At 71.7% G+C, this 21,177-nt stretch carries 26 protein-coding genes; 19 read left to right on the plus strand and 7 right to left on the minus strand.

Features of this window, described 5'->3' with window-relative positions; all coding sequences use genetic code 11:
* Both VNM44_RS05010 and VNM44_RS05015 read right to left on the minus strand, forming a co-directional pair.
* Positions 1-461: diacylglycerol/lipid kinase family protein (locus VNM44_RS05010; RefSeq protein ID WP_325623306.1), on the minus strand; the 461-nt coding region annotated here is incomplete at its 3' end.
* Positions 462-471: 10 nt separating this feature from the next.
* The gene (locus VNM44_RS05015; RefSeq protein WP_325623308.1) at positions 472-1,050 is read right to left on the minus strand and encodes a TetR/AcrR family transcriptional regulator; all 579 of its coding nucleotides are present in this window, start codon (positions 1,048-1,050) and stop codon (positions 472-474) included.
* A 37-nt stretch (positions 1,051-1,087) separates the two neighbouring features.
* Between VNM44_RS05015 and paaA the strand changes: the two genes are divergently transcribed.
* The 11 genes from paaA to VNM44_RS05070 all read left to right on the plus strand — a co-directional run bounded on the left by paaA (position 1,088) and on the right by VNM44_RS05070 (position 12,134).
* Positions 1,088-1,987, plus strand: coding sequence for a 1,2-phenylacetyl-CoA epoxidase subunit PaaA (gene paaA / locus VNM44_RS05020; protein ID WP_325623310.1), 900 nt, complete (start codon positions 1,088-1,090; stop codon positions 1,985-1,987).
* Positions 1,984-2,280: a hypothetical protein gene (locus VNM44_RS05025; RefSeq protein ID WP_325623312.1), complete on the plus strand. Its 297-nt coding sequence runs from the start codon at positions 1,984-1,986 to the stop codon at positions 2,278-2,280. Before paaA ends, VNM44_RS05025 begins: the two co-directional genes overlap by 4 nt.
* The gene (gene paaC, locus VNM44_RS05030) at positions 2,240-2,911 is read left to right on the plus strand and encodes a 1,2-phenylacetyl-CoA epoxidase subunit PaaC (RefSeq protein WP_325623314.1); all 672 of its coding nucleotides are present in this window, start codon (positions 2,240-2,242) and stop codon (positions 2,909-2,911) included. Before VNM44_RS05025 ends, paaC begins: the two co-directional genes overlap by 41 nt.
* Complete coding sequence (paaD, locus tag VNM44_RS05035; protein ID WP_325623316.1) at positions 2,908-3,447, plus strand: 1,2-phenylacetyl-CoA epoxidase subunit PaaD; 540 nt, start codon at positions 2,908-2,910, stop codon at positions 3,445-3,447. Before paaC ends, paaD begins: the two co-directional genes overlap by 4 nt.
* Positions 3,447-5,060, plus strand: a complete 1,614-nt coding sequence (locus tag VNM44_RS05040) for an acyl-CoA dehydrogenase family protein (protein ID WP_325623318.1) — start codon at positions 3,447-3,449, stop codon at positions 5,058-5,060. The genes paaD and VNM44_RS05040 overlap by 1 nt, the downstream gene beginning before the upstream one ends.
* Positions 5,061-5,135: 75 nt before the next feature.
* Entirely contained in the window at positions 5,136-5,300 is a 165-nt protein-coding gene (locus tag VNM44_RS05045; protein WP_325623320.1) for an Rdx family protein, read from the plus strand.
* Positions 5,301-5,322: 22 nt separating this feature from the next.
* Positions 5,323-6,249: an ABC transporter ATP-binding protein gene (locus tag VNM44_RS05050; protein ID WP_325623322.1), complete on the plus strand. Its 927-nt coding sequence runs from the start codon at positions 5,323-5,325 to the stop codon at positions 6,247-6,249.
* On the plus strand, positions 6,246-7,124 hold the full coding sequence (locus VNM44_RS05055; protein ID WP_325623324.1) for a hypothetical protein: 879 nt from the start codon (positions 6,246-6,248) through the stop codon (positions 7,122-7,124). The genes VNM44_RS05050 and VNM44_RS05055 overlap by 4 nt, the downstream gene beginning before the upstream one ends.
* Positions 7,121-8,059: an ABC transporter ATP-binding protein gene (locus VNM44_RS05060; RefSeq protein ID WP_325623326.1), complete on the plus strand. Its 939-nt coding sequence runs from the start codon at positions 7,121-7,123 to the stop codon at positions 8,057-8,059. The genes VNM44_RS05055 and VNM44_RS05060 overlap by 4 nt, the downstream gene beginning before the upstream one ends.
* Positions 8,056-8,772, plus strand: coding sequence for an ABC transporter permease (locus tag VNM44_RS05065; protein ID WP_325623328.1), 717 nt, complete (start codon positions 8,056-8,058; stop codon positions 8,770-8,772). Before VNM44_RS05060 ends, VNM44_RS05065 begins: the two co-directional genes overlap by 4 nt.
* A 62-nt stretch (positions 8,773-8,834) precedes the next feature.
* Positions 8,835-12,134, plus strand: a complete 3,300-nt coding sequence (locus tag VNM44_RS05070) for an AAA family ATPase (protein WP_325623330.1) — start codon at positions 8,835-8,837, stop codon at positions 12,132-12,134.
* Positions 12,135-12,149: 15 nt separating this feature from the next.
* On the opposite strand, the gene VNM44_RS05075 is transcribed toward VNM44_RS05070, so the two are convergent.
* From VNM44_RS05075 to VNM44_RS05090, 4 genes are read right to left on the minus strand one after another with little or no spacing between them, the layout of a single operon-like run.
* A complete protein-coding gene (locus VNM44_RS05075; RefSeq protein WP_325623332.1) occupies positions 12,150-13,124 on the minus strand; it encodes a proline racemase family protein in 975 nt (324 codons plus the stop codon).
* The gene (locus tag VNM44_RS05080; protein WP_325623334.1) at positions 13,121-13,714 is read right to left on the minus strand and encodes a DUF4389 domain-containing protein; all 594 of its coding nucleotides are present in this window, start codon (positions 13,712-13,714) and stop codon (positions 13,121-13,123) included. Before VNM44_RS05080 ends, VNM44_RS05075 begins: the two co-directional genes overlap by 4 nt.
* A gap of 14 nt (positions 13,715-13,728) precedes the next feature.
* Positions 13,729-14,502 carry an enoyl-CoA hydratase-related protein gene (locus VNM44_RS05085; protein ID WP_325623336.1) on the minus strand — a complete coding sequence of 258 codons (774 nt, stop codon included), beginning with the start codon at positions 14,500-14,502 and terminating at the stop codon, positions 13,729-13,731.
* 40 nt (positions 14,503-14,542) lie between these two features.
* Positions 14,543-15,376, minus strand: a complete 834-nt coding sequence (locus VNM44_RS05090; protein WP_325623338.1) for an enoyl-CoA hydratase/isomerase family protein — start codon at positions 15,374-15,376, stop codon at positions 14,543-14,545.
* A gap of 58 nt (positions 15,377-15,434) precedes the next feature.
* On the opposite strand from VNM44_RS05090, the gene VNM44_RS05095 reads away from it, so the two are divergent.
* Positions 15,435-15,884, plus strand: a complete 450-nt coding sequence (locus VNM44_RS05095; protein WP_325623340.1) for a DMT family transporter — start codon at positions 15,435-15,437, stop codon at positions 15,882-15,884.
* Positions 15,881-16,762 carry an EamA family transporter gene (locus tag VNM44_RS05100; RefSeq protein ID WP_325623343.1) on the plus strand — a complete coding sequence of 294 codons (882 nt, stop codon included), beginning with the start codon at positions 15,881-15,883 and terminating at the stop codon, positions 16,760-16,762. The genes VNM44_RS05095 and VNM44_RS05100 overlap by 4 nt, the downstream gene beginning before the upstream one ends.
* Before the next feature lie 40 nt (positions 16,763-16,802).
* Here the strand turns inward: VNM44_RS05100 and VNM44_RS05105 are convergent, their stop codons facing one another.
* Entirely contained in the window at positions 16,803-17,624 is an 822-nt protein-coding gene (locus VNM44_RS05105) for a menaquinone biosynthesis family protein (RefSeq protein ID WP_325623345.1), read from the minus strand.
* A gap of 62 nt (positions 17,625-17,686) precedes the next feature.
* Here VNM44_RS05105 and VNM44_RS05110 point away from each other — a divergent pair, with 62 nt between their 5' ends.
* The 6 genes from VNM44_RS05110 to VNM44_RS05135 form a co-directional block, all read left to right on the plus strand.
* Complete coding sequence (locus tag VNM44_RS05110; protein ID WP_325623347.1) at positions 17,687-18,118, plus strand: metal-dependent transcriptional regulator; 432 nt, start codon at positions 17,687-17,689, stop codon at positions 18,116-18,118.
* Between the two features lie 10 nt (positions 18,119-18,128).
* A complete protein-coding gene (locus tag VNM44_RS05115) occupies positions 18,129-18,380 on the plus strand; it encodes a hypothetical protein (protein ID WP_325623350.1) in 252 nt (83 codons plus the stop codon).
* A 72-nt stretch (positions 18,381-18,452) separates the two neighbouring features.
* Positions 18,453-19,790 carry an 8-oxoguanine deaminase gene (locus tag VNM44_RS05120; protein WP_325623352.1) on the plus strand — a complete coding sequence of 446 codons (1,338 nt, stop codon included), beginning with the start codon at positions 18,453-18,455 and terminating at the stop codon, positions 19,788-19,790.
* Positions 19,787-20,077 (plus strand): hydroxyisourate hydrolase, encoded by a 291-nt coding sequence (locus VNM44_RS05125; protein ID WP_325623354.1) that lies wholly within the window; start codon positions 19,787-19,789, stop codon positions 20,075-20,077. Before VNM44_RS05120 ends, VNM44_RS05125 begins: the two co-directional genes overlap by 4 nt.
* Positions 20,053-20,493, plus strand: a complete 441-nt coding sequence (locus tag VNM44_RS05130; protein WP_325623357.1) for a 2-oxo-4-hydroxy-4-carboxy-5-ureidoimidazoline decarboxylase — start codon at positions 20,053-20,055, stop codon at positions 20,491-20,493. Before VNM44_RS05125 ends, VNM44_RS05130 begins: the two co-directional genes overlap by 25 nt.
* A partial coding sequence (locus VNM44_RS05135) for a urate hydroxylase PuuD (RefSeq protein ID WP_325623359.1) occupies positions 20,490-21,177 on the plus strand: 688 nt, incomplete at its 3' end. The genes VNM44_RS05130 and VNM44_RS05135, both read left to right, overlap by 4 nt.

Genomic DNA, 21,177 nt, shown 5'->3' on the forward strand with positions numbered 1-21,177 from the left:
GCGTCGCCGGGACGGCGGCCGTCGTCGGCACGACCCTGCTCATCGATGCGTCGAACGAGCTCCGCGTCGAAACCGATGCCTGCGTTGAACGCGAAGCGCCGGCCGTTGACCCGGCCGAGCCCGATACGCCGCGTCGCTCCCCGCCCCACGAGCCGTGCGGCTGCGGTTGCCTCGCGCCCGAGGCCGAGCGCGCGCGGCAGCACGCTCGTCCCGCCGCCGGGGAGGAAACCGAGCGGCACCCGGCCCTCGACCCCGTTCAGCACCTCGTTGTACGTGCCGTCTCCCGAGAGGACGTAGATGGCGTCGACGGTGGCCTCGCGCTCTCGCGCGATCGCGGTCGCGTCGCCGGGTCCGGACGTGCGGGCCACGTCCAGGCCACTCGGCAGCTCGGCGACGACCCGCTCGACGAGCTCCTCCGAGACCTGGCTTGCGTGAGGGTTGACGATCAGGAGCGCGCCCACGCGCGACACCCTACGCCGGGCGGGTCGCGTACCCCCTGACGCCGTCCAGCAAGACCGCGAAGAACCGGTCGGCGAGCGCATCCGTGTCGGCTCCCGGCCGGATCCACGTGTAGGCCCAGTTGGCGGCAGAGAGGACGAGCAAGACGGTCGCCTCGAAATCCAGATCGGCTCGCAGCATTCCCCGCTCTGCGGCTTCCGCGAGCAGCGAGCGCCAGCGCGTCTCGTAGCGGCGCCGCTCGTCACGGAAGGCCGTCAGCTCGGGCTCCTCGAGGAACCGCCACTCCCGCGTGAAGACGGTGGCGGTGTCCGCCTGCTCGGCGACGACCGCGAGATGGCCGCGCAGCGCCGCCCCGATCCGGGCGAGAGGATCGGCGTCCTCCGGAACGCGGTCGAGCGCGGTATGGAACGCCGCCGCACCCTCCCGCGTGACCACGACCAGCAGGTCCTGCTTCGAGCCGGTCAGCGAGTAGAGCGACCCCTTCTGGACGCCCATCGCCTCGGCGAGGTCGGCCATCGACGTCCCGTGGTAGCCGCGCTCCGCGAACAGCCGCGCGGCGACCGCGACGAGCTCGTCGCGCCTCGTGGCCATGTGGACGATGCTACCGATCGTTCGGTAGCATCGAGGCGTGGACGGCCGTACAGCGGAGTTCCTCGCCCACGTCCAGTCGGGAGGCCTCGTCGAGACCGGCGCGTGGATGCCGGAGGAGTACCGCAAGCGCCTCACGAAGTTCGTGGAGATGCACGCGAACTCAGAGCTGATGGGCGTCCTCCCCGAACGCGACTGGATCCTCCGCGCCCCCACGCTCCAGCGCAAGCTGGCTCTCACCGCGAAGATCCAGGACGAGGTCGGCCATGCGCAACTCCTCTACCGCATCGTCGAAGACCTCGGCAAGCCGCGGGAGGCGTGCCTCGACGACCTCATCGCCGGCCGCTCGAAGTTCCACAACGTCTTCCACTACCCGACGCGAACCTGGGGCGACGTCGGCGTGATCGCCTGGCTCGTCGACGCGGCCGCAATCATCTCGCAGAAGGCCCTGCTCAAGTGCTCGTACGCGCCGTACGCGCGGATCATGCGCAAGATCTGCTGGGAGGAGTCGTTCCACATCCTCCACGGCCGCGACGTGATCCTCACGCTCGTCACCGGCACGGACGGTCAGCGGGAGCTCGTGCAGGAGGCGCTCGACCGCTGGTGGGAGCCGCTCATGATGTTCCACGGGAACCCGATTCCGGCCGACGAGGATCCGATGGTGCATTGGCGGATCAAGAGCCAGGGCAACGAGGAGGCGCGCCAGCAGTTCCTCGAGGGCTACGTGTCGCAGGTGTGGGAGCTCGGCCTGACGCTCCCCGACCCGAAGCTCCGGCGCGCCGACGACGGCACGTGGGAGTACACGGAGCCCGACTGGGACAAGCTGACGGCGGTCGTCTCCGGCCACGGGCCGGCGTCCGCCGAGCGGATCGCCTTCCGCCGCCTCTCGCGGGCCGAGGTCGACTGGGTCTCTCGTGCGGTGCTCGCCGAGGCTGCATGACCGCCGTCTACGAGGTGTTCCGACGGGAGCGCGCCGGCTCTGCGATGCAGCACGCCGGGTCGATCGTGGCGCCCGACGAGCGCTTCGCCGAGATCTACGCCCGGGAGCAGTACGGCCGCCGCGGAGAGTCGGACGCGCTCTGGCTCGTCCCCCGCGAGGCCGTCAACGAGATCGGGGAGTTCGTCGACGAGTTCGACCTCAAGTACCGTCGCGTGGACGGCTATTCGATCAAGGAACGACTGAAGGAGGCACGTGAACGAGCGGGCGCAGCTCCTGCTCAGCCTGGCGGATGACGAACTGATCCTCGGCTGGCGGAACTCGGAGTGGACGGGGATCGCGCCGTTCCTCGAGGAGGACGTCGCGTTCTCCTCGATCGCCCAGAACGAGATCGGCCACGCGCGGGCGCTGTACGAGCTCGCCGCACGCGAGCTCGGCACCGACGCCGACGCGCTCGCCTTCGATCGTCCGCTCGAGGAGTACCGCTCCGCGCCCCTCGTCGAGCTCAGGAGGCTCGAGTGGGCGCGGACGATCGCGCGTCACTGGCTGTACGAGACGGCTGACGCGATCCGCCTCGATGCGTTGAAGGAGTCCGACGACGAGGAGCTCGCGGGGATCGCCGCGAAGATCGACCGCGAGGAGGTGTACCACCGGATCCACGCGGAGATGTGGATCGACCGGCTCCTCGGCACCGACGAGGGTCGCGGACGCCTGGACGAGGCGCTCGACGAGCTCTGGCCGTACGCGCTCGGCGTCCTGGACGACGCGCTGCGTCCCGAGCTCGTGCGGCGCGTCGAGGCGAAGCTCGGGCGCGCCATGCGGGAGGTCGCGCCCATCGCGCGAGGGCGCCACGAGGCCGAGCTGGCCGAGCTTCACGAGGAGATGACGATGGTGCGCCGGTCGGCTCCGGCGGGAGCGCGGTGGTGAGCGCAGCGCCCGAAGAAAGAGGTGCGAGGCTGAAGCCGCGCCCCAGAGCGCGACTCGAAGCCGATTCGGTCTGGCGCGCGCTCGCGGAGATCCCCGATCCCGAGATCCCCGTGATCTCGATCGTCGACCTCGGGGTCGTCGCGGACGTCCGCGTCGCCGGCAACCGGGTGGAGGTCGACTTCACGCCGACGTTCATGGGGTGTCCCGCGCTCGACACGATGCGCCACCAGATCGAGGACGCCGTGCGCGGGCTCGGCGCCGAGCCCGTCGTCCACGTCGTGCTCGACGACTCGTGGTCGACCGACCGCATCACGCCCGAGGGCCGCGAGAAGCTGCGCGACGCCGGCTTCGCACCCCCCGCGCCCCGCAGCGCCGGCGCGCCGACGCTCCTCCAGCTCGAGCGCGGGCCGTTCGAGTGCCCGTGGTGCGGCTCCACGGACACGCGACTCGACAACGTCTTCGGCCCGACCCCGTGCCGCTCGCTCCGCTACTGCAACGCCTGCCGCCAGCCCTTCGAGCAGTTCAAGACGATCTGATGACGACGGGGGCCTTCCTCCATGCCGTGAACCAGCCGCCGCCGCTCGAGGGCTACGACCTGTTCTCCGAGAACCGCCCACTCGTCGAGGCACTCCGGCGCGAAGGCGGCGGGGCGGAGGAGGAGCGTTGCGCCGCGTTCGGTGCGCACTGCGGCCAGGGGCCACTCGAGCTCGGTCGCCTCGCGAACGAGTACCCACCGGTCCTGCGCACGCGCGATCGCTTCGGCGAGCGGATCGACGAGGTCGAGTTCCACCCGGCCTGGCACGAGCTGCTCGGTCTCGGGGTCGAGCACGGGCTCCACTCCCTTCCCTGGCGCGAGCAGGAGAACGGTCACGTCGTTCGCGCCGTCCTCTTCATGACGCTCGGCTACGCCGAGGCCGGCGTCGGATGTCCGCTCTCGATGACGTTCGCGGCGGTTCCGGCGCTCCGGTCGTCGGCGCCCGAGCTCGCGGGCGAGTGGGAGGGGCGCCTCACGTCCACCCACTACGAGCCAGGGCCACGCTCCCACCTCGACAAGACCGGAGCGCTCTGCGGGATGGCGATGACCGAGCGCCAGGGCGGGTCGGACGTCCGCGCGAACACGACGGTCGCCGACCGCTCCGGCGACGTCTACCGGCTCAACGGCGAGAAGTGGTTCTGCTCGGCGCCGATGAGCGACGCGTTCCTCGTCCTCGCGCAGGCGCGCGACGGACTGACCTGCTTCCTCCTGCCGCGGCTCCTCGACGACGGCACACGGAACGGCTTCCGGATCGAGCGTCTGAAGGACAAGCTCGGCAACCGCTCGAATGCCTCGGCCGAGATCCGCCTCGAGGACGCCGTCGCGCACCGCGTCGGCGACGAGGGCCGCGGCGTCGCGACGATCATCGAGATGGTCGTCCACACCCGGCTCGACTGCGTGCTCGGCTCGACCGCGCTCATGCGCCGTGCGGTCGCCGAGGCGACGCACCACGCGGCCTACCGCACGGTCTTCGGCCGGCAGCTGATCGACCAGCCGCTCCAGAGCAACGTGCTGGCCGACCTCTGTCTCGACTCCGAGGCGGCGACGGTCACGGCACTGCGGATCGCACGCGCGTTCGACGAGGGCGACCACGCGTTCAGGCGGCTCGCAACCGCCGTCGCGAAGTACTGGGTCTGCAAGGCGACGCCGCCTCTCGTGGCGGAGGCGCTCGAGTGCCTGGGCGGCAACGGCTACGTCGAGGAGTCGGGCCTGCCGCGCCTCTACCGCGAGAGCCCGGTCAACTCCGTGTGGGAGGGGTCGGGCAACGTCAACTGCCTCGACGTCCTCCGGGCGCTCGGGCGCGAGCCGGAAAGCCGCGAGGCGTTCCGGGACGAGCTCGCCCTGGCCCGCGGCGCCGACCGGCACCTCGACGCCGCGGTCGAGCGGCTCGACGCCGAGCTCGAGGCCGCCGACGAGCCAGGCGCCCGCCGCCTCGTCGAGTTGCTTGCGCTCTGCCTCCAGGGGTCGCTCCTCGTCCGGCACGCGCCCTCCGACGTCGCCGATGCATTCTGCGCGACCCGTCTCGGCGGGGAGGGCGGACGCGCCTACGGGACTTTGCCGACAGGCGTCGACACCGCGGCGATCGTCGAGCGCCACCGCCCGCGTCTCGGGTAGTAGCCTCCAGGCATGCGCGTCGAGATCTTCTACTGCCCCGTCTGAAACGGCTACGACCGCCGGGCCGCGAGTCTCGTGGCCGTGTTGAAGGACGCAGGGCACGAGGCCACCGCAACGGAGGGCGCGAACAGCCAGTACGACGTTGTCGCCGACGGGGCGCTCGTGTTCTCGAAGCAGCGCGAGGGCCGGTTCCCGGAGGAGGAGGAGATCCTGCGCGCACTCGTAGGGCCGCCGGCCTGACGCGCGGCTAGCCTCCGGGGCCATGGCGCTCCTGCGGGCACACGAGTTGACGAAGACCTTCGGCTCCGTTCGCGCGCTCGACGGCGTCAGCTTCGAGATCGACGAGGGGATCACGGGGTTGCTCGGCTCGAACGGGGCGGGCAAGAGCACGTCGCTCAAGCTCTTCCTCGGGCTGCTCGACCCGGACTCGGGCTCCGCCGAGGTGCTCGGCCGGGACGCGCGGAGCTCGTCCGAGGTGAGGACACGGGTCGGCTACGCGCCGGAGCACGACTGCCTGCCACGCAACGTGTCGGCGGCGGAGTTCCTCGCCTACATGGCCCGGATCAGCGGCCTGCCGTCGACGGCGGCCCGCCTGCGGGCGTCCGACGTACTGCGTCACGTCGGGCTGTTCGAGGAGCGATACCGGCAGATGGGGACCTACTCGACGGGAATGAAGCAGCGCGTCAAGCTCGCCCAGGCCCTCGTCCACGATCCCGTGATCGCGTTCCTCGACGAGCCGACCGCCGGCCTCGACCCGCTCGGCCGCCGCGAGATGCTCGAGCTGATCCGGCGCGTCGGCGGCGACTTCGGGATCAGCATCGTGATCTCCACGCACCTGATGGGCGACGTCGAGCGCGCGTGCGACTCCGTCGTGGTGCTCGACGCGGGACGGCTCCTGCGAACGGGTGCGGTCTCGGGCTTCACGGAAGAGACCGAGACGCTCGAGGTCGAGCTCCTCGAGGGCGCGGACGCCGTGGCGGAGGGGCTTCGGCGACGTGGCCTCGCCCCGGCGCTCGACGGGCGCCGCCTGACGCTCGAAGCCGTCACGGGCGACGACTACGACACGCTCCGCGACGTCATCGTCGACGCCGGCGGGGTCCTCTACCGGCTCGCGCCCGCGCGGCACTCGCTGGCGGACGTCTTCACGCGCGAGCCGGCCCAGACGAGCGAGGCGGAGGCGGCGCCGTGACCTCAGGCCCCGCCGAGATCTTCGATCTCGGCTACCACGGGTACGAGGGTGAGCGGACCGGACGCTGGGCCCGGCGGGGCGCGATCTGGCGGGACGGGATCCGCATCTCGCTGGGGCTGGGACGCGGTGTCGGGGCAAAGGTCGCGCCGTGGCTCTTGCTCGGGCTCGCGCTCGTCCCGATGGTCGTCCTCGTCGTCGTGGCCGCGTTCGTCGGCCCCGCGACCAACCCCGACGACTTCGAGCTCCCGTCGTACGGCGACTACTACGAGTGGGCGATGGTGCCGCTCGCGCTCTTCGCGGCGGTCGTGGCGCCGCTCCTGATCTGCCCCGACCGGCGGGACGGCGTGCTGTCGCTCTATGCGGCGCGGCCGATCACGCCGCTCGACTACGTGGGTGCGCGCTGGGCGGCGTTCGGGACCGTGCTGCTCGGCGCGGCGTGGGCGCCGGAGGCGGTCCTCTTCGTCTGGAACGCCCTGGACGCCGAGCAGCCCGGCACGTTCCTCGCCGACAACTGGGATGTCGTCCCGCGGTTCCTCGCCGCCGGCGCGGTCGTGTCGGCCGTGCTGACGACCCTCGCGCTCTTCGTCTCGTCCTTCGCCACCAGGCGCGCGTATGCGACCGTGGCGATGCTCGCCGTCGTCTTCATCGGCTCGGCGATCGGCGGCATCGCCGAGAACGACTTCTCGGGCGGCGGAGCCGACGCGGTCTCGCTCGTGAGCCTCCCGCAGTCGCTCGTCGACAGCGTGCACTGGATCTTCGGTGACGAGCTCGACAGGCCCGTCTCGGGCGGCGTCGCGCTGCTCTGGCTCCTGGGCCTGACGGTCGTGCTCGCCGGGTGGCTGGTGCGGCGGACGAACCGGCTGGTGCGGGGATGAGCGCCACCGCCGAGGCGACGATCGTCGTCGACGGCGTCTCGAAGTGGTTCTCGGGCGTCGTCGCCGTGAGCGACGTGTCGCTCGTCGTGGAGCCCGGCGTCACGGCCCTGCTCGGTCCGAACGGCGCGGGGAAGACGACGCTCTTGCGTGCGATCGGCGGTCTGACGCAGCCGTCCCAGGGCAGGGTCACGGTGTTCGGCGAGACGGTGCGCCGGAACCCCGGCGTGTACCGGCGGATCGGCTACATGCCCGAGCACGAGTCCGTCTACGACTTCCTCACGGGACGCGGGTTCGTCGAGCTCGCGGCGCGGCTCCAGAAGGTCGAGGACCTGGACGGCGCCGTACGTCGTGCGATCGAGACGGTCGACCTCGTCGAGCACCAGAACCGACGGCTCGGCGGCTACTCGCGCGGGATGCGCCAGCGCATGCGGCTGGCGGCGACCCTGGTGCACGATCCCCCGCTGCTCGTGCTGGACGAGCCGCTCTCGGGCACCGACCCGGCGCAGCGACTTCACCTGCGCGACGTGATCCGCGCGCTCGCGGCCGAGGGCCGGACGATCCTCGTGTCGTCGCACATCCTCGAGGAGGTCGACGAGCTCGCCGACCGCATCCATCTGATGGTCAGCGGCAAGCTCGCGGCGAGCGGCGACTACCGCGCGATCCGGCAGAAGCTCGACGACCGGCCGTTCCACGTGCGCGTGGACTGCGCCGATCCGCGGGCGCTCGCAGCCGGGCTCGTCGGGCTCGAGGCCGTCGAGTCGGTCGAGATCGCGGGCACCGTCGGCCTGCGGGTCATGAGCCGCGACGTCTCGTCGCTCCAGCGGTCGCTGCCGGCCGTCGCACGCGAGCTCGGCGTCCGCCTCACCCGCGTCGAGCCGCTCGACGACTCGCTCGAGAGCGTCTTCGAGTACCTCGCGACAGGGAGCGGGCGGTGACGGCGATCTTCGGCCTCACGGTGCGTCAGCTCGCCGGCAGCCGCCGCCTCTGGCTCGTGCTCGGGCTGGTGGCGCTGCCGGTCCTCGCGGCGCTCGTCTTCCGCACCGGCGAGTCGACGACCACGAGCGCCCGGTTCGCGGACAACGTCACGCGGACGCTGATCGGCTCCGCGATCCTCCCGCTCGTGATGCTCCTCTTCGCCACGTCGGCGTTCGGCAACGAGCTCGTCGACAGGACGCTCGGCTACCTCGCCCTGAAGCCGATCGCGCGCTGGCGCATCGTTCTCCCGAAGCTCGCGGCCGCGTTCGTCGTCGGAGGGCTCCCGGTCGCCGCGAGCGGGTCCGTCGCCGTTGCCCTCGTCGACGGGGGAGCGCTCGGGGGCGCGCTCGCGACGGGCGCCGGCCTGCTCGTCGGCGCCGCCGCCTACGCCGCGCTCTTCACCTGGGCCGGCCTCGCGACGCGGCACGCCCTCCTCATGGGCCTCGTCTACGTGTTCGTCTGGGAGGCGACGCTCGCGGCCTATCTCGACGGTGTCCGCTTCCTCAGCATCCGCCGGTACACCCTCGCAGTGATCCACGGGCTCGACGGCGCCCGCCTCGCCACGATCGACAATCCGCTCTCCGCGGGCGTCGCGCTCGTCGCGGCCGCGATCGTCGTCGTCGGCTTCACCGCACTCACGGTGCGGAAGCTCGTCCGCATGGACGTGCCCTGACGGCCCCCTCCCGCGACGCGCTCCCTTGACGGCGCCGGAGCGGCGCGCGACGGTACGCGCGCGTGCACGTCATCGACCTGATCGTCGGCGCATTGGCGCTCGTGGGTCTCGTGGCCCTGGGCGGGGTGCTCTGGGAATGGGTGCAGACGCGCCGAGGCCGCGAGCCGGACGGCTTCGACCTCGAGGACCTTCTCTCGGGCATCGAACACGAGCCCCTCGACGGCGTCGAGACCGCGCACGCATGCGCCGAGGCGCTCGAGGCGGACCACGACTGGGGCTGGATGGTCCCGGAGGCGCTCGAGCTCGAGCCGGCCTTCCTCGCCGCCGTCGACGCGCTCGCCGACGAGGCGACGCCGGTGGACGCGGTGGTGGAGCTCGCCCGGCATCCCGACGGATGGGCCGCGTCGATGGCGCTTGCGGCGCTGGAACGGCGGGACGACGTTCCGGCCGACTGGCCGGACGTGGCGATCCGCAGCCTTCCCCGGCCCTCGAACTGCGAGGACGCGTTCCAGCTCCGCGCGCTCGCCCGGCATGCCGTGGCGCCCTCGATCGGCCGCATCCTCGCGCGCGTCGACGGGATTCGCCCCGCTTACGTCGTCGATTTCGTCCGTCGACGCCTCGATGCCGGCGAGAGGGTCGGTGCCGGGACCTTCAGCGGCCACGTGACGCTGAGTCAGGCCGACGACCTCTCGACGTATCTCGACCGCTACGGGCCCGACATGGGCGACGAGGTACGCGCGGCGTTCGAGGAGTGGCGGGCCCTGGAGTTGCTCGGCGGCGTCGGCCGTGTCTGGAAGCGACCGTTCGACGATCCGCCCGCGCACCTCGTCGGCCGCCGGTCGGACGTCGTCGAGCAGGTGCTGGCCGCGCTCACGGGCGTCCCTCGCAGCTCCGTGCTCCTCGTCGGCGAGCACGGCTCGGGCAAGACGGCGGTCATCCGTGCGGCGCTCGAACGCATCGCCGACAGCGTCGTCTTCGAGGCCACGGCCTCGCAGGTCCTGGCCGGCGCGGTCTTCGTGGGTGAGCTTGACGGCCGGGTGAAGGACCTCACCCAGGCGATCAGCGGGCGCAACATGATCTGGGTGCTGCCGGAGCTGCAGGAGGCGCTGTTCGCGGGGCAGCACCACCGCAGTCCGCACGGCCTGCTCGACGCGCTGCTCCCCCACGTCGAGGCGGGAACCGTGACGATCGTCGCGGAGGTCACGCCCTCGGCGCTCGAGACGCTGCGCGCCTCGCGGCCACGGGTCACGAGCGCCTTCCAAGTGATCCAGCTGCGCACGCTCGACCAGGCGGAGGCGATCGAGGTCTCGCGTGCCGCACTCGCCACCGACGGTCTCGACGTCACCGCCGACGAAGGAACCCTCGTCAGGACGTACGACCTCGCACAGCAGTTCCTCCCCGGAGTGTCGCCTCCCGGCAATCTCCTCCGTCTCGTGCGCGCCGCCGCGCTCGGGGCGGTCGATGCCGGCCGATCGGAGTTCGACGCCGGCGACGTCCTCGCCGCTCTGGCGTCATCCTCGGGATTGCCGCTCGCCCTCCTCGACGCCGACGTGCCGCTGCGGCTCGAGGACGTGCGGGCGTTCTTCGAGGAACGCATCCTCGAGCAGCCCGACGCAGTGAGCTGCGTCGTCGAGCGCGTGGCGATGATCAAGGCCGGCCTGACCGACCCCACGCGACCGCTCGGCGTCTTCCTGTTCCTCGGCCCGACGGGCACCGGCAAGACGGAGATCGCGAAGGCGTTCGCGGAGTTCCTCTTCGGATCGTCGGACCGGCTCGTGCGGCTCGACATGAGCGAGTTCCAGACCCCGCAGTCGCTCGATCGGCTGCTCTCCGACACGACGCTCGAGCGACGAGGCGCCGGACTGATCTCGGACGTGCGGCGGGACCCCTTCAGCGTCGTCTTGCTCGACGAGTTCGAGAAGGCGGCGGAGCCCGTGTGGGACGTCTTCCTGCAGGTCTTCGACGACGGCCGCCTGACCGATTCCCACGGACGCCTCGTCGACTTCCGGCGGTGCGTGATCGTCCTCACGTCGAACGTCGGCTCGGCGATCGCGGCAGGCCCCGGCGTCGGATTCGGACCGGCCGAGGCGGGCTTCAGCGAGACGGCGGCCGAGCGCGCACTGCGCACGACGTTCCGTCCGGAGCTGCTCAACCGGATCGACCGCGTCGTCATGTTCCGTCCCTTCGCGCGGTCGGCCATGCGCTCGCTCCTCGTGAAGGAGCTCGCTCAGGCTCTCGCCCGGCGGGGCCTGCGAGAGCGCCCGTGGGCCGTGGAGGTCGACGAGTCGGCGTACGCATTCCTGATCGACAAGGGCTTCAGCCCGGAGCTCGGCGCCCGGCCGCTGCGGCGCGCCATCGAGCAGCACGTCCTCGTTCCCGTCGCGGAGGCGATCGTGGAACAGACCGTGCCGCAAGGGGATCAGTTCCTCTTCGTCAGCGCGCCCGGCGGCACGGCGATCGAGGTCACCTTCGTCGACCCCGACGCCGGCTACGAGGAGGAAGCGGCGGGCTCGAGGGCGAGCGCCGTCGACCTCAGGGAGCTTGCGCGCACGCGCCGCGGGGATCCCGAGTCGGTGCAGCTCGCGCTGGCCGAGACGCGGCGAATTGCGGGCGAGGTCGCGGCGCTCGAGCCGGTCAAGGCCGGCGCGCTCGCGGCGCTCGGGGAGCCGACCTTCTGGGAGACGGCCGGCCGATTCGCCGTGCTCGCCAAGGCCGAGTACCTCGATCGTCTGGAGGCAGCGACGCGCACCGCGGAGCGACTGGCCGCGCGTCTCGAGCGCAGCGCCGACTCCGATGGCCGCGCGGGCGGGGAGCTCGTGGAGCTCCTGTCGACGCGGCTGTACGTCCTCGACGCAGCTCTCCAGGGCATCGCCGCGTCCGATCCCTTCGAGCTCTTCCTCGACGTCCAGCCGACGCGCGCCGAGGACGCCGGCTCGTCGTTCGCCGCACAGCTCGCCAAGATGTACGTGGGGTGGGGCCGCCACCGCGGCATGCACGTCGAGTCGCTCGGGGCCACGGCCCACGGCGGGCAGCTGCTCGCGATCTCCGGCCTCGGCTGCTGGAGGCTTCTCGCACCGGAGTCGGGCCTGCACGTCCGCGAGATCGAGGCGTCCGGTGACGGCACGCGGGCGGCCGAGCGCGAGACGGCGCGCGTCCGCGTCGCCCCGCGCGAGCCCGGCCCGCGCATCGAAGGGCCGGCACTGGCCGAGAGCGCACGCGGTGCGATCCACGACGCGCCGGCCGCGAGCAACGTCGTCCGCCGCTACCGGACCGGACCGTCGCCCCTCGTCCGTGACTCGGCGCGCGGCTACCGCACGGGACATCTCGACCGTGTGCTCGCCGGTGACTTCGACCTCGGCTGAGCTCACCCCAGGTCGTCAGCGCAGCAGAAAGCCCTCGCCGAGCGGGTCGTCCGGATCGAGCTCGAGCTCTGCCCGTCCCGTCCGATAGGCGGAGCCCTCGACCTCGGTGATCACCGCCGGCAGGCCCGCGACCTCGGACTCGCCCACGACGCGGCCCGTGAACTCCGAGCCGACGATCGAGAGGTGACGGAGCGGCTCTCCGCGCGGGAGGCGCCTCTGCGCGTCCAGGAGCGCGAGCCTGGCCGACGTGCCGGAACCGCAGGGCGAGCGGTCGACCTCGCCGTCGGCGAACACCGTCACGTTTCGCTGCGTCAGCGGGTCGTCCGACTCCTGTTGCCAGAAGACCACGCCGTAGACGTCGCGAAGCTCGGGCTCGAGCGGGTGCACGACCTCGTGCTCGGACTCGATCGCCGCCTTCAGCTCCCGTCCGAGGGCGATCAGTCGCGGCAGCTCCGACGGCTCGACACGCTCCTCGAGCGACGCGTAGAACGCGCCCCCGAAGGTCACGTCGACCACGCGGCCGGCGGCCTCGATGCCCTCGGCCCAGACGAAGGACGGCACGTTTCGAAACCGCACCGAGCGGACGCGACCGCCCTCGACTGTCGCCCACGTCTCGAGCCTCCCGGAAGGAACGTCGACGACGACGTGGTTCTGGCCCTCGCTGCGCTCGACGACGCCCTCGTCGAGCGCCCAGGTCACGAGCGCGATCGTCCCGTGACCGCAGGCCGTCGAATAGCCCTCGTTGTGGAAGAAGACGACGCCCAGGTCGGCGCCGTCGTCGTTCGGCGGCACGACGTGGCAGCCGTACATGTCGGCGTGCCCGCGTGGCTCGAAGACGAGCAGGCGACGGAAGCGGTCGCGGTGCTCGCGCGCGAAGCGCCTCCGCTCGAGGATGGTCGTGCCCTCGAGCGGCGGCACGCCGCCCGTCACGATGCGGAACGGCTCGCCGCCGGTGTGGTAGTCGACGACGGAGACCCGCGTCGGGGTCACTCGTCCGAGAAGCTCGGGTACCGCTGGGTGAGGAGCATCACATACCCGTAGGTCTGCGCCTGGTAGCGGAGGCAGTACGCGAGCAGGTCGCGCATGCCCTTGCTCATCCGGCCGGTGAAGAGCGCGTAGAACCATCCCAGGAACGCGACGATCCACGCGACGTTCTGGAGCACGTTCACGACGATCGCGGCCGGGATGGCGAGGATCAGGCGGAAGAGGATCGTGAGGCGGTTCTGCGACGTCGCCGGAGCGATCCGCAGGTCGGCCGGGTAGCCGGGATCGCCGACGAAGCCGGGGTACGGGTCGGCGACGAGCCAGATGTAGGCGCTCAGGTGGGTGCTGAAGCGGTTGTACCGCGCAAGGAACTCGTGGAGGCCGTCGGGAACGCGCCCGGTTACCAGCCCGACGACCCAGGCCACGATCATCGCAAGAGCGACGAGAAGGCTCCAGAGCACGATCCAGACGAAAAGCGGGATCGCGAGCAGGAGCCGGAAGAACACCGTGAGCCGGTTGCGGCGAAGGTCGTCCGTGACGACGAGCTGGATCGGGTGTGGAAGCGGGACGTCCTCGGACGCGACGATCTCGGACACGGGCTCTCCTTCGCTCAGGTGCCGGTGAAGCTCGGTGCCCGTTTCTCCAGGAACGCCCCGACCCCTTCCGCGAAGTCGGCGGTGCCGACCGACTCCTGTTGGAGCTGCGCCTCGAGCGCGAGCTGCGCGTCGAGCGCCGCGGCGTACGCGTGCTCGAAGAGCTGCTTCGTGCGCCCGATTGCGAGCGTCGGCCGTGCCGCCCATTCCGCAGCGAGCTCGGCGACGCGCGCGGCGAACGCGCCGTCCGGGATCACCTCCGAGACGAGCCCCCAGTCGAGCGCCTCGGCCGCGGAGAGCCGCCGGTTCGAGCTCATCCACTCGAACGCCCTCGCGAAGCCGAGCAGCCGGTGCACGAACCACGTGCCACCCGCGTCCGGGACGAGGCCGATCCCGACGAAGCCGGGGACCAACGTGGCCGACTCAGCCGCCACGCGGAGGTCGCAGGCGCACGCGAACGAGAGCCCCGCCCCTGCGGCCGGCCCGTTGACGGCGGCGATCACCGGCTTCGCGAGCCCGCGGACGAGACGCACGTTCGGGTGGTAGCTCGCTTCGAGCGCGTCCCCGATCGACTCGGAGACCGCACCGAACTCCTTCAGGTCCTGCCCCGCACAGAAGCCTTTACCCGCGCCGGTGATCACCACGCAGCGGACGGCCGCGTCCTGCGCCTCGGTCAGTGCCTCGCGAAGTGCCGCGTGCAGCGGCCGGTTGAACGCGTTGTAGACCTCCGGCCGGTTGAAGGTGATCGTGAGCACCGCGCCGTCGCGGGAGGTGAGCACCTCGTCGGCCATCCGTGCGGAGCCTATACCCGCCTTACGCCGCGGCGTGGCTTCAGCCTCGCCCCTCTTCCTTCGCGCGCCGCGAGTCCAGAAACGCCTGGATCGCGCCCTGGGCCTCGTCGCCGAGCATCGAGAGCGAGAGCCAGTCGCGCGCGTGGCCGATCGTCTGGTGCCAGGCCATGTCGCGCCAGACGTTCAGCTGCTGCTTCGCGTAGCGCGTCGTCTGCGGCAGCTTGCGCACGAGGCTCTCGACCCAGCCGTCGACGACCGCGTCGAGCTCGGCTGCGGGGACGGCGCGGTTGATCAGCCCCCACTCGGCCGCCTGCGGCGCCGGGATCTCCTCGCACAGGAAGACGATCTCTCGCGCGCGACGGTCGCCGACCATCAGCTGGAGCCACTGCGTCGCGCCGCCCGCCGGCACGGAGCCGTGCTCGAGCCCGACGTGCCGGATGAACGCGTCGTCGACCATCACCGCGAGGTCGCACGCCATCTGCAGCTCGTTGCCGCCGCCGACCGCGATCCCGTTGACCCGCGCGATCGTCGGCTTCCCGAGCTCGCGCATCCGGTCGTGCATGTCCTTGAACGCCCCGAACCACTTCCAGTACTCCTGCGGCCTCCCGACGAGCGTGTCCTCCCACGTGCGCAGGTCGGCGCCGACGCAGAAGGCGCGGCCCTCGCCCGTGACGACCACGACCCGGACGTCGTCGTCCCACGACGCGTCCTCGCAGGCACGCGCGATCTCGCGCAGCATCCGGAAGTCGAATGCGTTCAGGACGTCCGGGCGGTTGAGCCGGATGGTCGCGCGCGGAGGCGCCTTCTCGTAGACGATCGTCTCGAACCCCAGCTCTGCGGGGTCGACGGGGCTCGGGTGGGACGGCTCGGCCATGAGGCGGGGTGTCGGCTCCCGGGCGCCCGGGACAGCTCGAGCGTATAGCGTCGTCGCGATGAGCGGCGGGACTGTAGCGGCGGCGATGCTCGCCCTCGCGGCCGGCCTGGCGGGCGCCGCTCAGGCGGCGGTCATGGGCCGTTTCGGCGAGCGCGTCGGGTCGCTGGAAGCGGTCACGTGGGCATTCCTCCTCTCTGTTGCCCTCGCGCTCGCCGTACTGCTCGTGGCGCGGCGCGGACTCGGTGGCCTGGGCGAGGCGGCGTCCGCGCCCAAGTGGCTCTGGCTCGGCGCGCTGCTCGGCACGTTCATCGTCTTCACGATCACGGTCGCGTCGCCGAGGATCGGCACGACCGCGACGATCGCGCTGCTCGTCGCCGGACAGCTCGCGATGGGAGCGGTCATCGACAAGTGGGGACTCTTCGGCTTCGAGCGCATCGCGCTCAGCTGGCCACGCGCCCTCGGGATCGCGCTGCTCGCGGCGGGCGCCGCGCTCACGCTGAAGCGGTGACGACGAAGGCGTGGGTGGCCCTCTGGGCCGTCTACCTGATCTGGGGATCCACCTACCTCGGCATCAAGGTCGCCGGCGACACGATCCCGGCGTTCACGGCTGTCTCGTGGCGGTTCCTGATCGCCGGCGCGCTGCTGGCGGCGATCGTCGCGCTCCGTCGCGGGCGCGCCGCGCTCCGCATCACGAAGAAGGAGCTCGCGTGCGCCGCGCTGATCGGCCTCCTGCTTCCGGGCGCGAACGGCATCCTCTTCGTCGCCGAGCGGACGGTCCCGACGGGAGTCGCGTCGCTGATCATCGCCTCGGTGCCGCTCATCGTCGTGCTGCTGCGGCTCGCGGGGGGCGAGCGGCCTCCGCCGCTCGCGATCGTGGGCGTCCTGATCGGCTTCGCCGGCGTCGCGCTCCTCTTCCACCCGGAAGGCGGAGCCTCCTGGTGGGGCATCGGGCTGACCGGAATCTCCGCGCTCGCGTGGGCGACCGGCTCGTACCTGTCGTCGCGGATCCCACTCCCGCAGGACGCGTTCGTCGCGACGGCGTTCGAGATGCTCGCAGGAGGGGTGCTGTTCCTCCCGTTCGGCCTCGCGCAACGACCCGACCCCTCCGAGTTCTCCGCGATCTCACTGGTCGCCTTCGCCTATCTCATCCTGGTCGGCTCGCTCGTCGGGTTCACCGCGTACGTGTGGCTGCTGCACCACGTCCCGCTCGGCACGGTGTCGACCTACGCGTACGTCAACCCGGTCGTGGCGATCGCGCTCGGGATGCTGTTCCTCCACGAGCGGATCACCTGGCGGATCGCGCTCGGCGCCGCGATCGTGCTGGCGTCCGTCGCGATCGTCGTTCGGCGGGAGACCGACGCCGCCGTCGAGCCGTTCAGTGAGTAGGAGAGTAGGTGCCGGGCTTCAGCCTGGCTCCTAGACCGATTCAGTTGACCCAGTCGACGGCGACGGGCTCGGGGAAGGCGCCGATCGCCTCACCACGACGGAGGAGCTCGGAGACTGCGCTCCGGCCCTCGTCGCCGTAGTCCTGCGTCATGTCGTTGACGTACATCGAGATGAAGCGGTCGGCGACCGCCGCGTCGATGCCGCGGCCGAACTGGAGCGCGTACTCGAGTGCCTCCGCGCGATGGTCGAGCCCGCATGCGATCGCCTCGCGGAGCACGCTCGAGAGATCGCGGAGTCGTTCGATGTCGCGCCGCGCGACGTTGACACCGAGCGGCAGCGGCAGCCCCGTCTCGAGCAGCCACCATTCGCCGAGATCGACGACCTTCACGAGGCCGAGCTCGCTGAACGTCAGCTGACCTTCGTGGATGAGCAGCCCGGCGTCGGCGCGGCCGCTCGCGACCTCGTCCGGGATCTGCTCGAACGGCACCTCGCGGCACGCGAAGTCGCCGAGCACGAGGCGCAGCGTGAGGAACGCCGTGGTCATCCTCCCGGGCACCGCGATCTCCAGCCTGCGCAGCTCGTCGAGCGCCAGCGGCTCGCGCGCGACGACGATCGGCCCGTAACCGGCTCCGATCGACGCACCGTGCGGCAGCAACGCGTAGTCCTGCTGGACGAACGGGTACGTCGCCAGCGAGATCGCCGTGACCTCGAGACGCGCGGCCCGCGCCCACTGGTTCAGCGTCTCGATGTCCGCGGGCACCTGCTGGAAGCGGAACCCGCGCATGTCGACGAGGTCGGTCGTCAGCGCCCAGTACATGAACGCGTCATCGGGGTCCGGGCTGTGGCCGACGCGGACGTCCACGGCCCGCGGACGCTACCAAGGGGCGCCCGGCCGCCGCGGAACAACCGCAATACACTCGCGCCATGGCGCGGACGATGCTGACCGACGCGATCCAGCACTACCTGCGTGCGATCTACAACCTCTCGAACGCCGGCGGAAAGGTCTCGACGACGGGCCTCGCGCGCGAGATGGGGGTGTCACCCGCGTCGGCGAGCGCGATGGTGAAGAAGCTCGCGGCGCTCCATCTCGTCGAGCACGCGCCGTACCGCGGTGTCTCGCTGACGCCCGAGGGGGAGCGCGTGGCGATCGAGGTGATCCGCCATCACCGGCTGCTCGAGCTCTACCTCGCGGAGACCCTCGGCATCCACGTCGACGAGGTGCACGACGAGGCCGACCGGCTCGAGCACGCGCTCTCGGAGGAGCTCGAGGCGCGGATCGACGAAGCGCTCGGCTTCCCTACCCACGACCCGCACGGCGACCCGATCCCGGACGCCAATCTGGAGTGGCCTCGGTAGGATCGAGTCGATGGCCCTGAAGGATCTCTTCTCGTTTCTCTTCCAGCGCTCGACGAGCGAGGAGCGCGTCGCGCAGTACGTGATCCGAGAGCACGACCGCGGGCGCGCCCTCTCCGAGATCCTCGAGGACCGCTACGTCGTCAACCGTCTGCAGAGCCCGGCGCAGCGCGCGCGCCTGCTCGACCGCCCGGAGATCATCCAGGCCGTCGGCGGGGACATGGCGGAGGCCGCCAAGGCGTCCGTCAGCGGCGCCTCCTCGTAGAACCCGGCACCAGTCGCTTCCGGCGGCGCCGTCGGACGCTCGCCGAGCGCGGGACGATAACGTCCCGCCCCGATGGGGACGCTCTACGCAAACGGCTGGGTCGTGACGATGGACGACGCCGGGACGGAGCATCCGGTCGGCTGGGCCCTCGTCGAAGGAGCCCGGATCGCCGCCGTCGGCGCGGGAGCCGAGCCCGAGGGCGAGCACGTCCGCATCGACCTCGGCGGCGCTGTCGTCACGCCGGGGCTCGTCAACACGCACCACCACCTGTACCAGACGCTCACGCGCGCACGGGCGCAGCAAGCCGATCTCTTCACGTGGCTGCGCGAGCTGTATCCCGTCTGGGCGGGAATCGACGCGGAGGCCGAGTACGCGGCCGCGCGCACCGGGCTCGCGGAGCTCGCGCTCTCCGGCTGCTCGACCGTCTTCGACCACCACTACGTCTTCCCGCGCGGGCGACCCGGGATCGTCGAGGCCGAGGTGGAGGCGGCGCGCGAGCTGGGTGTCCGGCTCATCGCCGCGCGTGGGTCCATGGACCTCGGCGCCTCCGTCGGAGGACTGCCTCCCGACGACCTCGTCGAAAGCCTCGACGCCGTCCAAGCAGAGACCGAGGCGCTCCACTCCGAGCTGCACGAGCGCGGCCCCGGGGCGCGGATCCAGATCGCGGTCGCTCCGTGCTCACCGTTTTCGGCCACGGGTGTCCTCATGGAGGAGTCCGCGAAGCTCGCCCGGGACCTTGGGCTGACTCTCCACACGCACCTCGCGGAGACGGTGGAGGAAGAGGCCTACTGCCGCGAGCTGTACGGCTGCAGCCCGGTCGAGTACCTCGACCGGCTCGGCTGGCTCGGCGACGACGTGTGGTGCGCGCACTGCGTCCACCTCTCGGAGGCGGAGGTCGCACGCTTTGCCCAGACGGGCACGGGCGTCGCGCACTGCCCCACCTCGAATCTGCGCCTCGGCGCCGGCGTCGCTCCCGTGCGGGCGCTGCTCGACGCGGGAGTCCGCGTCGGGCTCGGCGTCGACGGCTCCGCGTCGAACGAGCGGAGCGACCTGTTCATGGAGGTCAAGCAGGCGCTTCTCGTCGCGCGCGGGCGGGGCGGCGGCGAGGCGATGACGGCGCGGGAGGCGCTCCGACTCGCGACACGGGGCGGCGCGGAGGTGCTCCGCCGCGACGACATCGGCTCGCTCGAGCCGGGCAAACAGGCGGACCTCGCGATCTGGCGGACGGACGGCCTCGAGCTCGGCGGCGCCGAGGACCTCGTCGCGGGGCTCGTCCTCTCGGCCCCGCACCGGGTCGACCGGCTGGTCGTCGGCGGCGAGGACGTCGTCCGCGGCGGCGCGCTCGTGCGGGCCGACGAGGGCGAGATCGCTCGCGCCCATCGCGTCCAGGCGAGAAGATTCGCCGCATGAGCTGCTCTCTCTCGACCCACGTGCTCGATACCGCCGCCGGCCGCCCCGCCGCGGGGGTGACGGTCGAGCTCCGTCGCGGCGCCGGCAGCGTCGCCGCGGCCGAGACGGATGCCGACGGGAGGGCCCGTCTCGCGGACGGCCTGGGGGCCGGCACGTACAGCCTCGTCTTCCATCCACCGTCGCCGTTCTTCACCCGGGTCGAGCTCCAGGTCGAGCTGGAGGACGGCCACTACCACGTCCCGCTCCTCGTCTCCCCGTACGGATGCGCGAGCTACCGGGGGAGCTGACCGTCGCGGACCTGGCGGAGCTGTTCGAGGGGCGCACGCGCTTCGTCGAGCGGCTCGCCACGGAGCCGGACCCGCTCGTGCGGGCGCGCACGCTCGTGCACGAGCTGCCTCTGGACGAGAAGCGCGAAGTGCTCGACGCCCATCCCGCGATCGGACAGCGCAAAGGCCTCTCCAGGCACTCGGCCGCCGAGCAGGGGGCCGACATCGACCCCGCCGTGCTGGCCGAGCTGCACCGCCTCAACGCGGACTACGAGGCGCGTCACGGCTTCCGGTTCGTCGTGTTCGTGAACCGGCGGCCGAAAACCGAGATCCTGGAGGTGCTGCGGGAGCGGATCGACAACCCCACGGAGCTCGAGCTCGAGACGGCGCTCGACGAGCTCGTCTCGATCGCCCGTGATCGCTGGGTGCGCGCATGACGGCCGTCCTGCCGCTCGCGCTCTCCGACGCGGCCCGCGACTGGCTCGATCTCGGCCTGCGCTGGCTCCACGTCATCGCGGCGATGGCGTGGATCGGCACGTCGTTCTACTTCGTGCTCCTCGACCAGTCGCTCCGCCCGCCGAAGGACGGCGCAGACGCGGCGGCAGGTGTCGGCGGCGAGCTCTGGGAGGTGCACGGCGGCGGCTTCTACCACGTGCAGAAGTACGTCGTCGCCCCGCGCGTGCTCCCCGATCACCTCGCCTGGTTCAAGTGGGAGGCGTACACGACGTGGCTCTCGGGCTTCGCGCTGATGCTCGTCCTCTACTACCTCGAGGCGTCGAGCGCGCTCGTGAAGCCGGGCGACGATCTCGATCCGTGGCTCGCCGTCGCGATCTCGATCGCACTTCTCGGCGCGGCGTGGCTCGTCTACGACGGCCTCAACCGCGTGGTATCGGACGGGCGCGTCCTGTGGCCCGTGCTCCTCGTCCTCGTCGCGCTCTCCGCGTGGGGCTCGGCGGAGCTCTTCAGCCCTCGGGCGGCGCGGCTCCAGGTCGGCGCGATGATCGGGACGGTGATGGCGGCGAACGTGTTCTTCGACATCATCCCCGCGCAGCGCGAGCTCGTTCGCGCGAAGGAGGCCGGCCGCGCGCCCGACCCGAAGCCGGGCATCCAGGCGAAGCAGC

It is taken from the genome of Gaiella sp. (assembly GCF_035558935.1).
Taxonomy (GTDB): domain Bacteria; phylum Actinomycetota; class Thermoleophilia; order Gaiellales; family Gaiellaceae; genus Gaiella.

Coding starts and splice junctions, on each gene's coding strand:
- VNM44_RS05015 (WP_325623308.1), bottom strand. CDS start 1,050: ATGGCCACGAGGCGCGACGAGCTCGTCGCGGTCGCCGCGCGGCTGTTC.
- VNM44_RS05025 (WP_325623312.1), top strand. CDS start 1,984: ATGACCGCCGTCTACGAGGTGTTCCGACGGGAGCGCGCCGGCTCTGCG.
- VNM44_RS05040 (WP_325623318.1), top strand. CDS start 3,447: ATGACGACGGGGGCCTTCCTCCATGCCGTGAACCAGCCGCCGCCGCTC.
- VNM44_RS05050 (WP_325623322.1), top strand. CDS start 5,323: ATGGCGCTCCTGCGGGCACACGAGTTGACGAAGACCTTCGGCTCCGTT.
- VNM44_RS05060 (WP_325623326.1), top strand. CDS start 7,121: ATGAGCGCCACCGCCGAGGCGACGATCGTCGTCGACGGCGTCTCGAAG.
- VNM44_RS05085 (WP_325623336.1), bottom strand. CDS start 14,502: ATGGCCGACGAGGTGCTCACCTCCCGCGACGGCGCGGTGCTCACGATC.
- VNM44_RS05090 (WP_325623338.1), bottom strand. CDS start 15,376: ATGGCCGAGCCGTCCCACCCGAGCCCCGTCGACCCCGCAGAGCTGGGG.
- VNM44_RS05095 (WP_325623340.1), top strand. CDS start 15,435: ATGAGCGGCGGGACTGTAGCGGCGGCGATGCTCGCCCTCGCGGCCGGC.
- VNM44_RS05110 (WP_325623347.1), top strand. CDS start 17,687: ATGGCGCGGACGATGCTGACCGACGCGATCCAGCACTACCTGCGTGCG.
- VNM44_RS05115 (WP_325623350.1), top strand. CDS start 18,129: ATGGCCCTGAAGGATCTCTTCTCGTTTCTCTTCCAGCGCTCGACGAGC.
- VNM44_RS05120 (WP_325623352.1), top strand. CDS start 18,453: ATGGGGACGCTCTACGCAAACGGCTGGGTCGTGACGATGGACGACGCC.
- VNM44_RS05125 (WP_325623354.1), top strand. CDS start 19,787: ATGAGCTGCTCTCTCTCGACCCACGTGCTCGATACCGCCGCCGGCCGC.
- VNM44_RS05130 (WP_325623357.1), top strand. CDS start 20,053: ATGCGCGAGCTACCGGGGGAGCTGACCGTCGCGGACCTGGCGGAGCTG.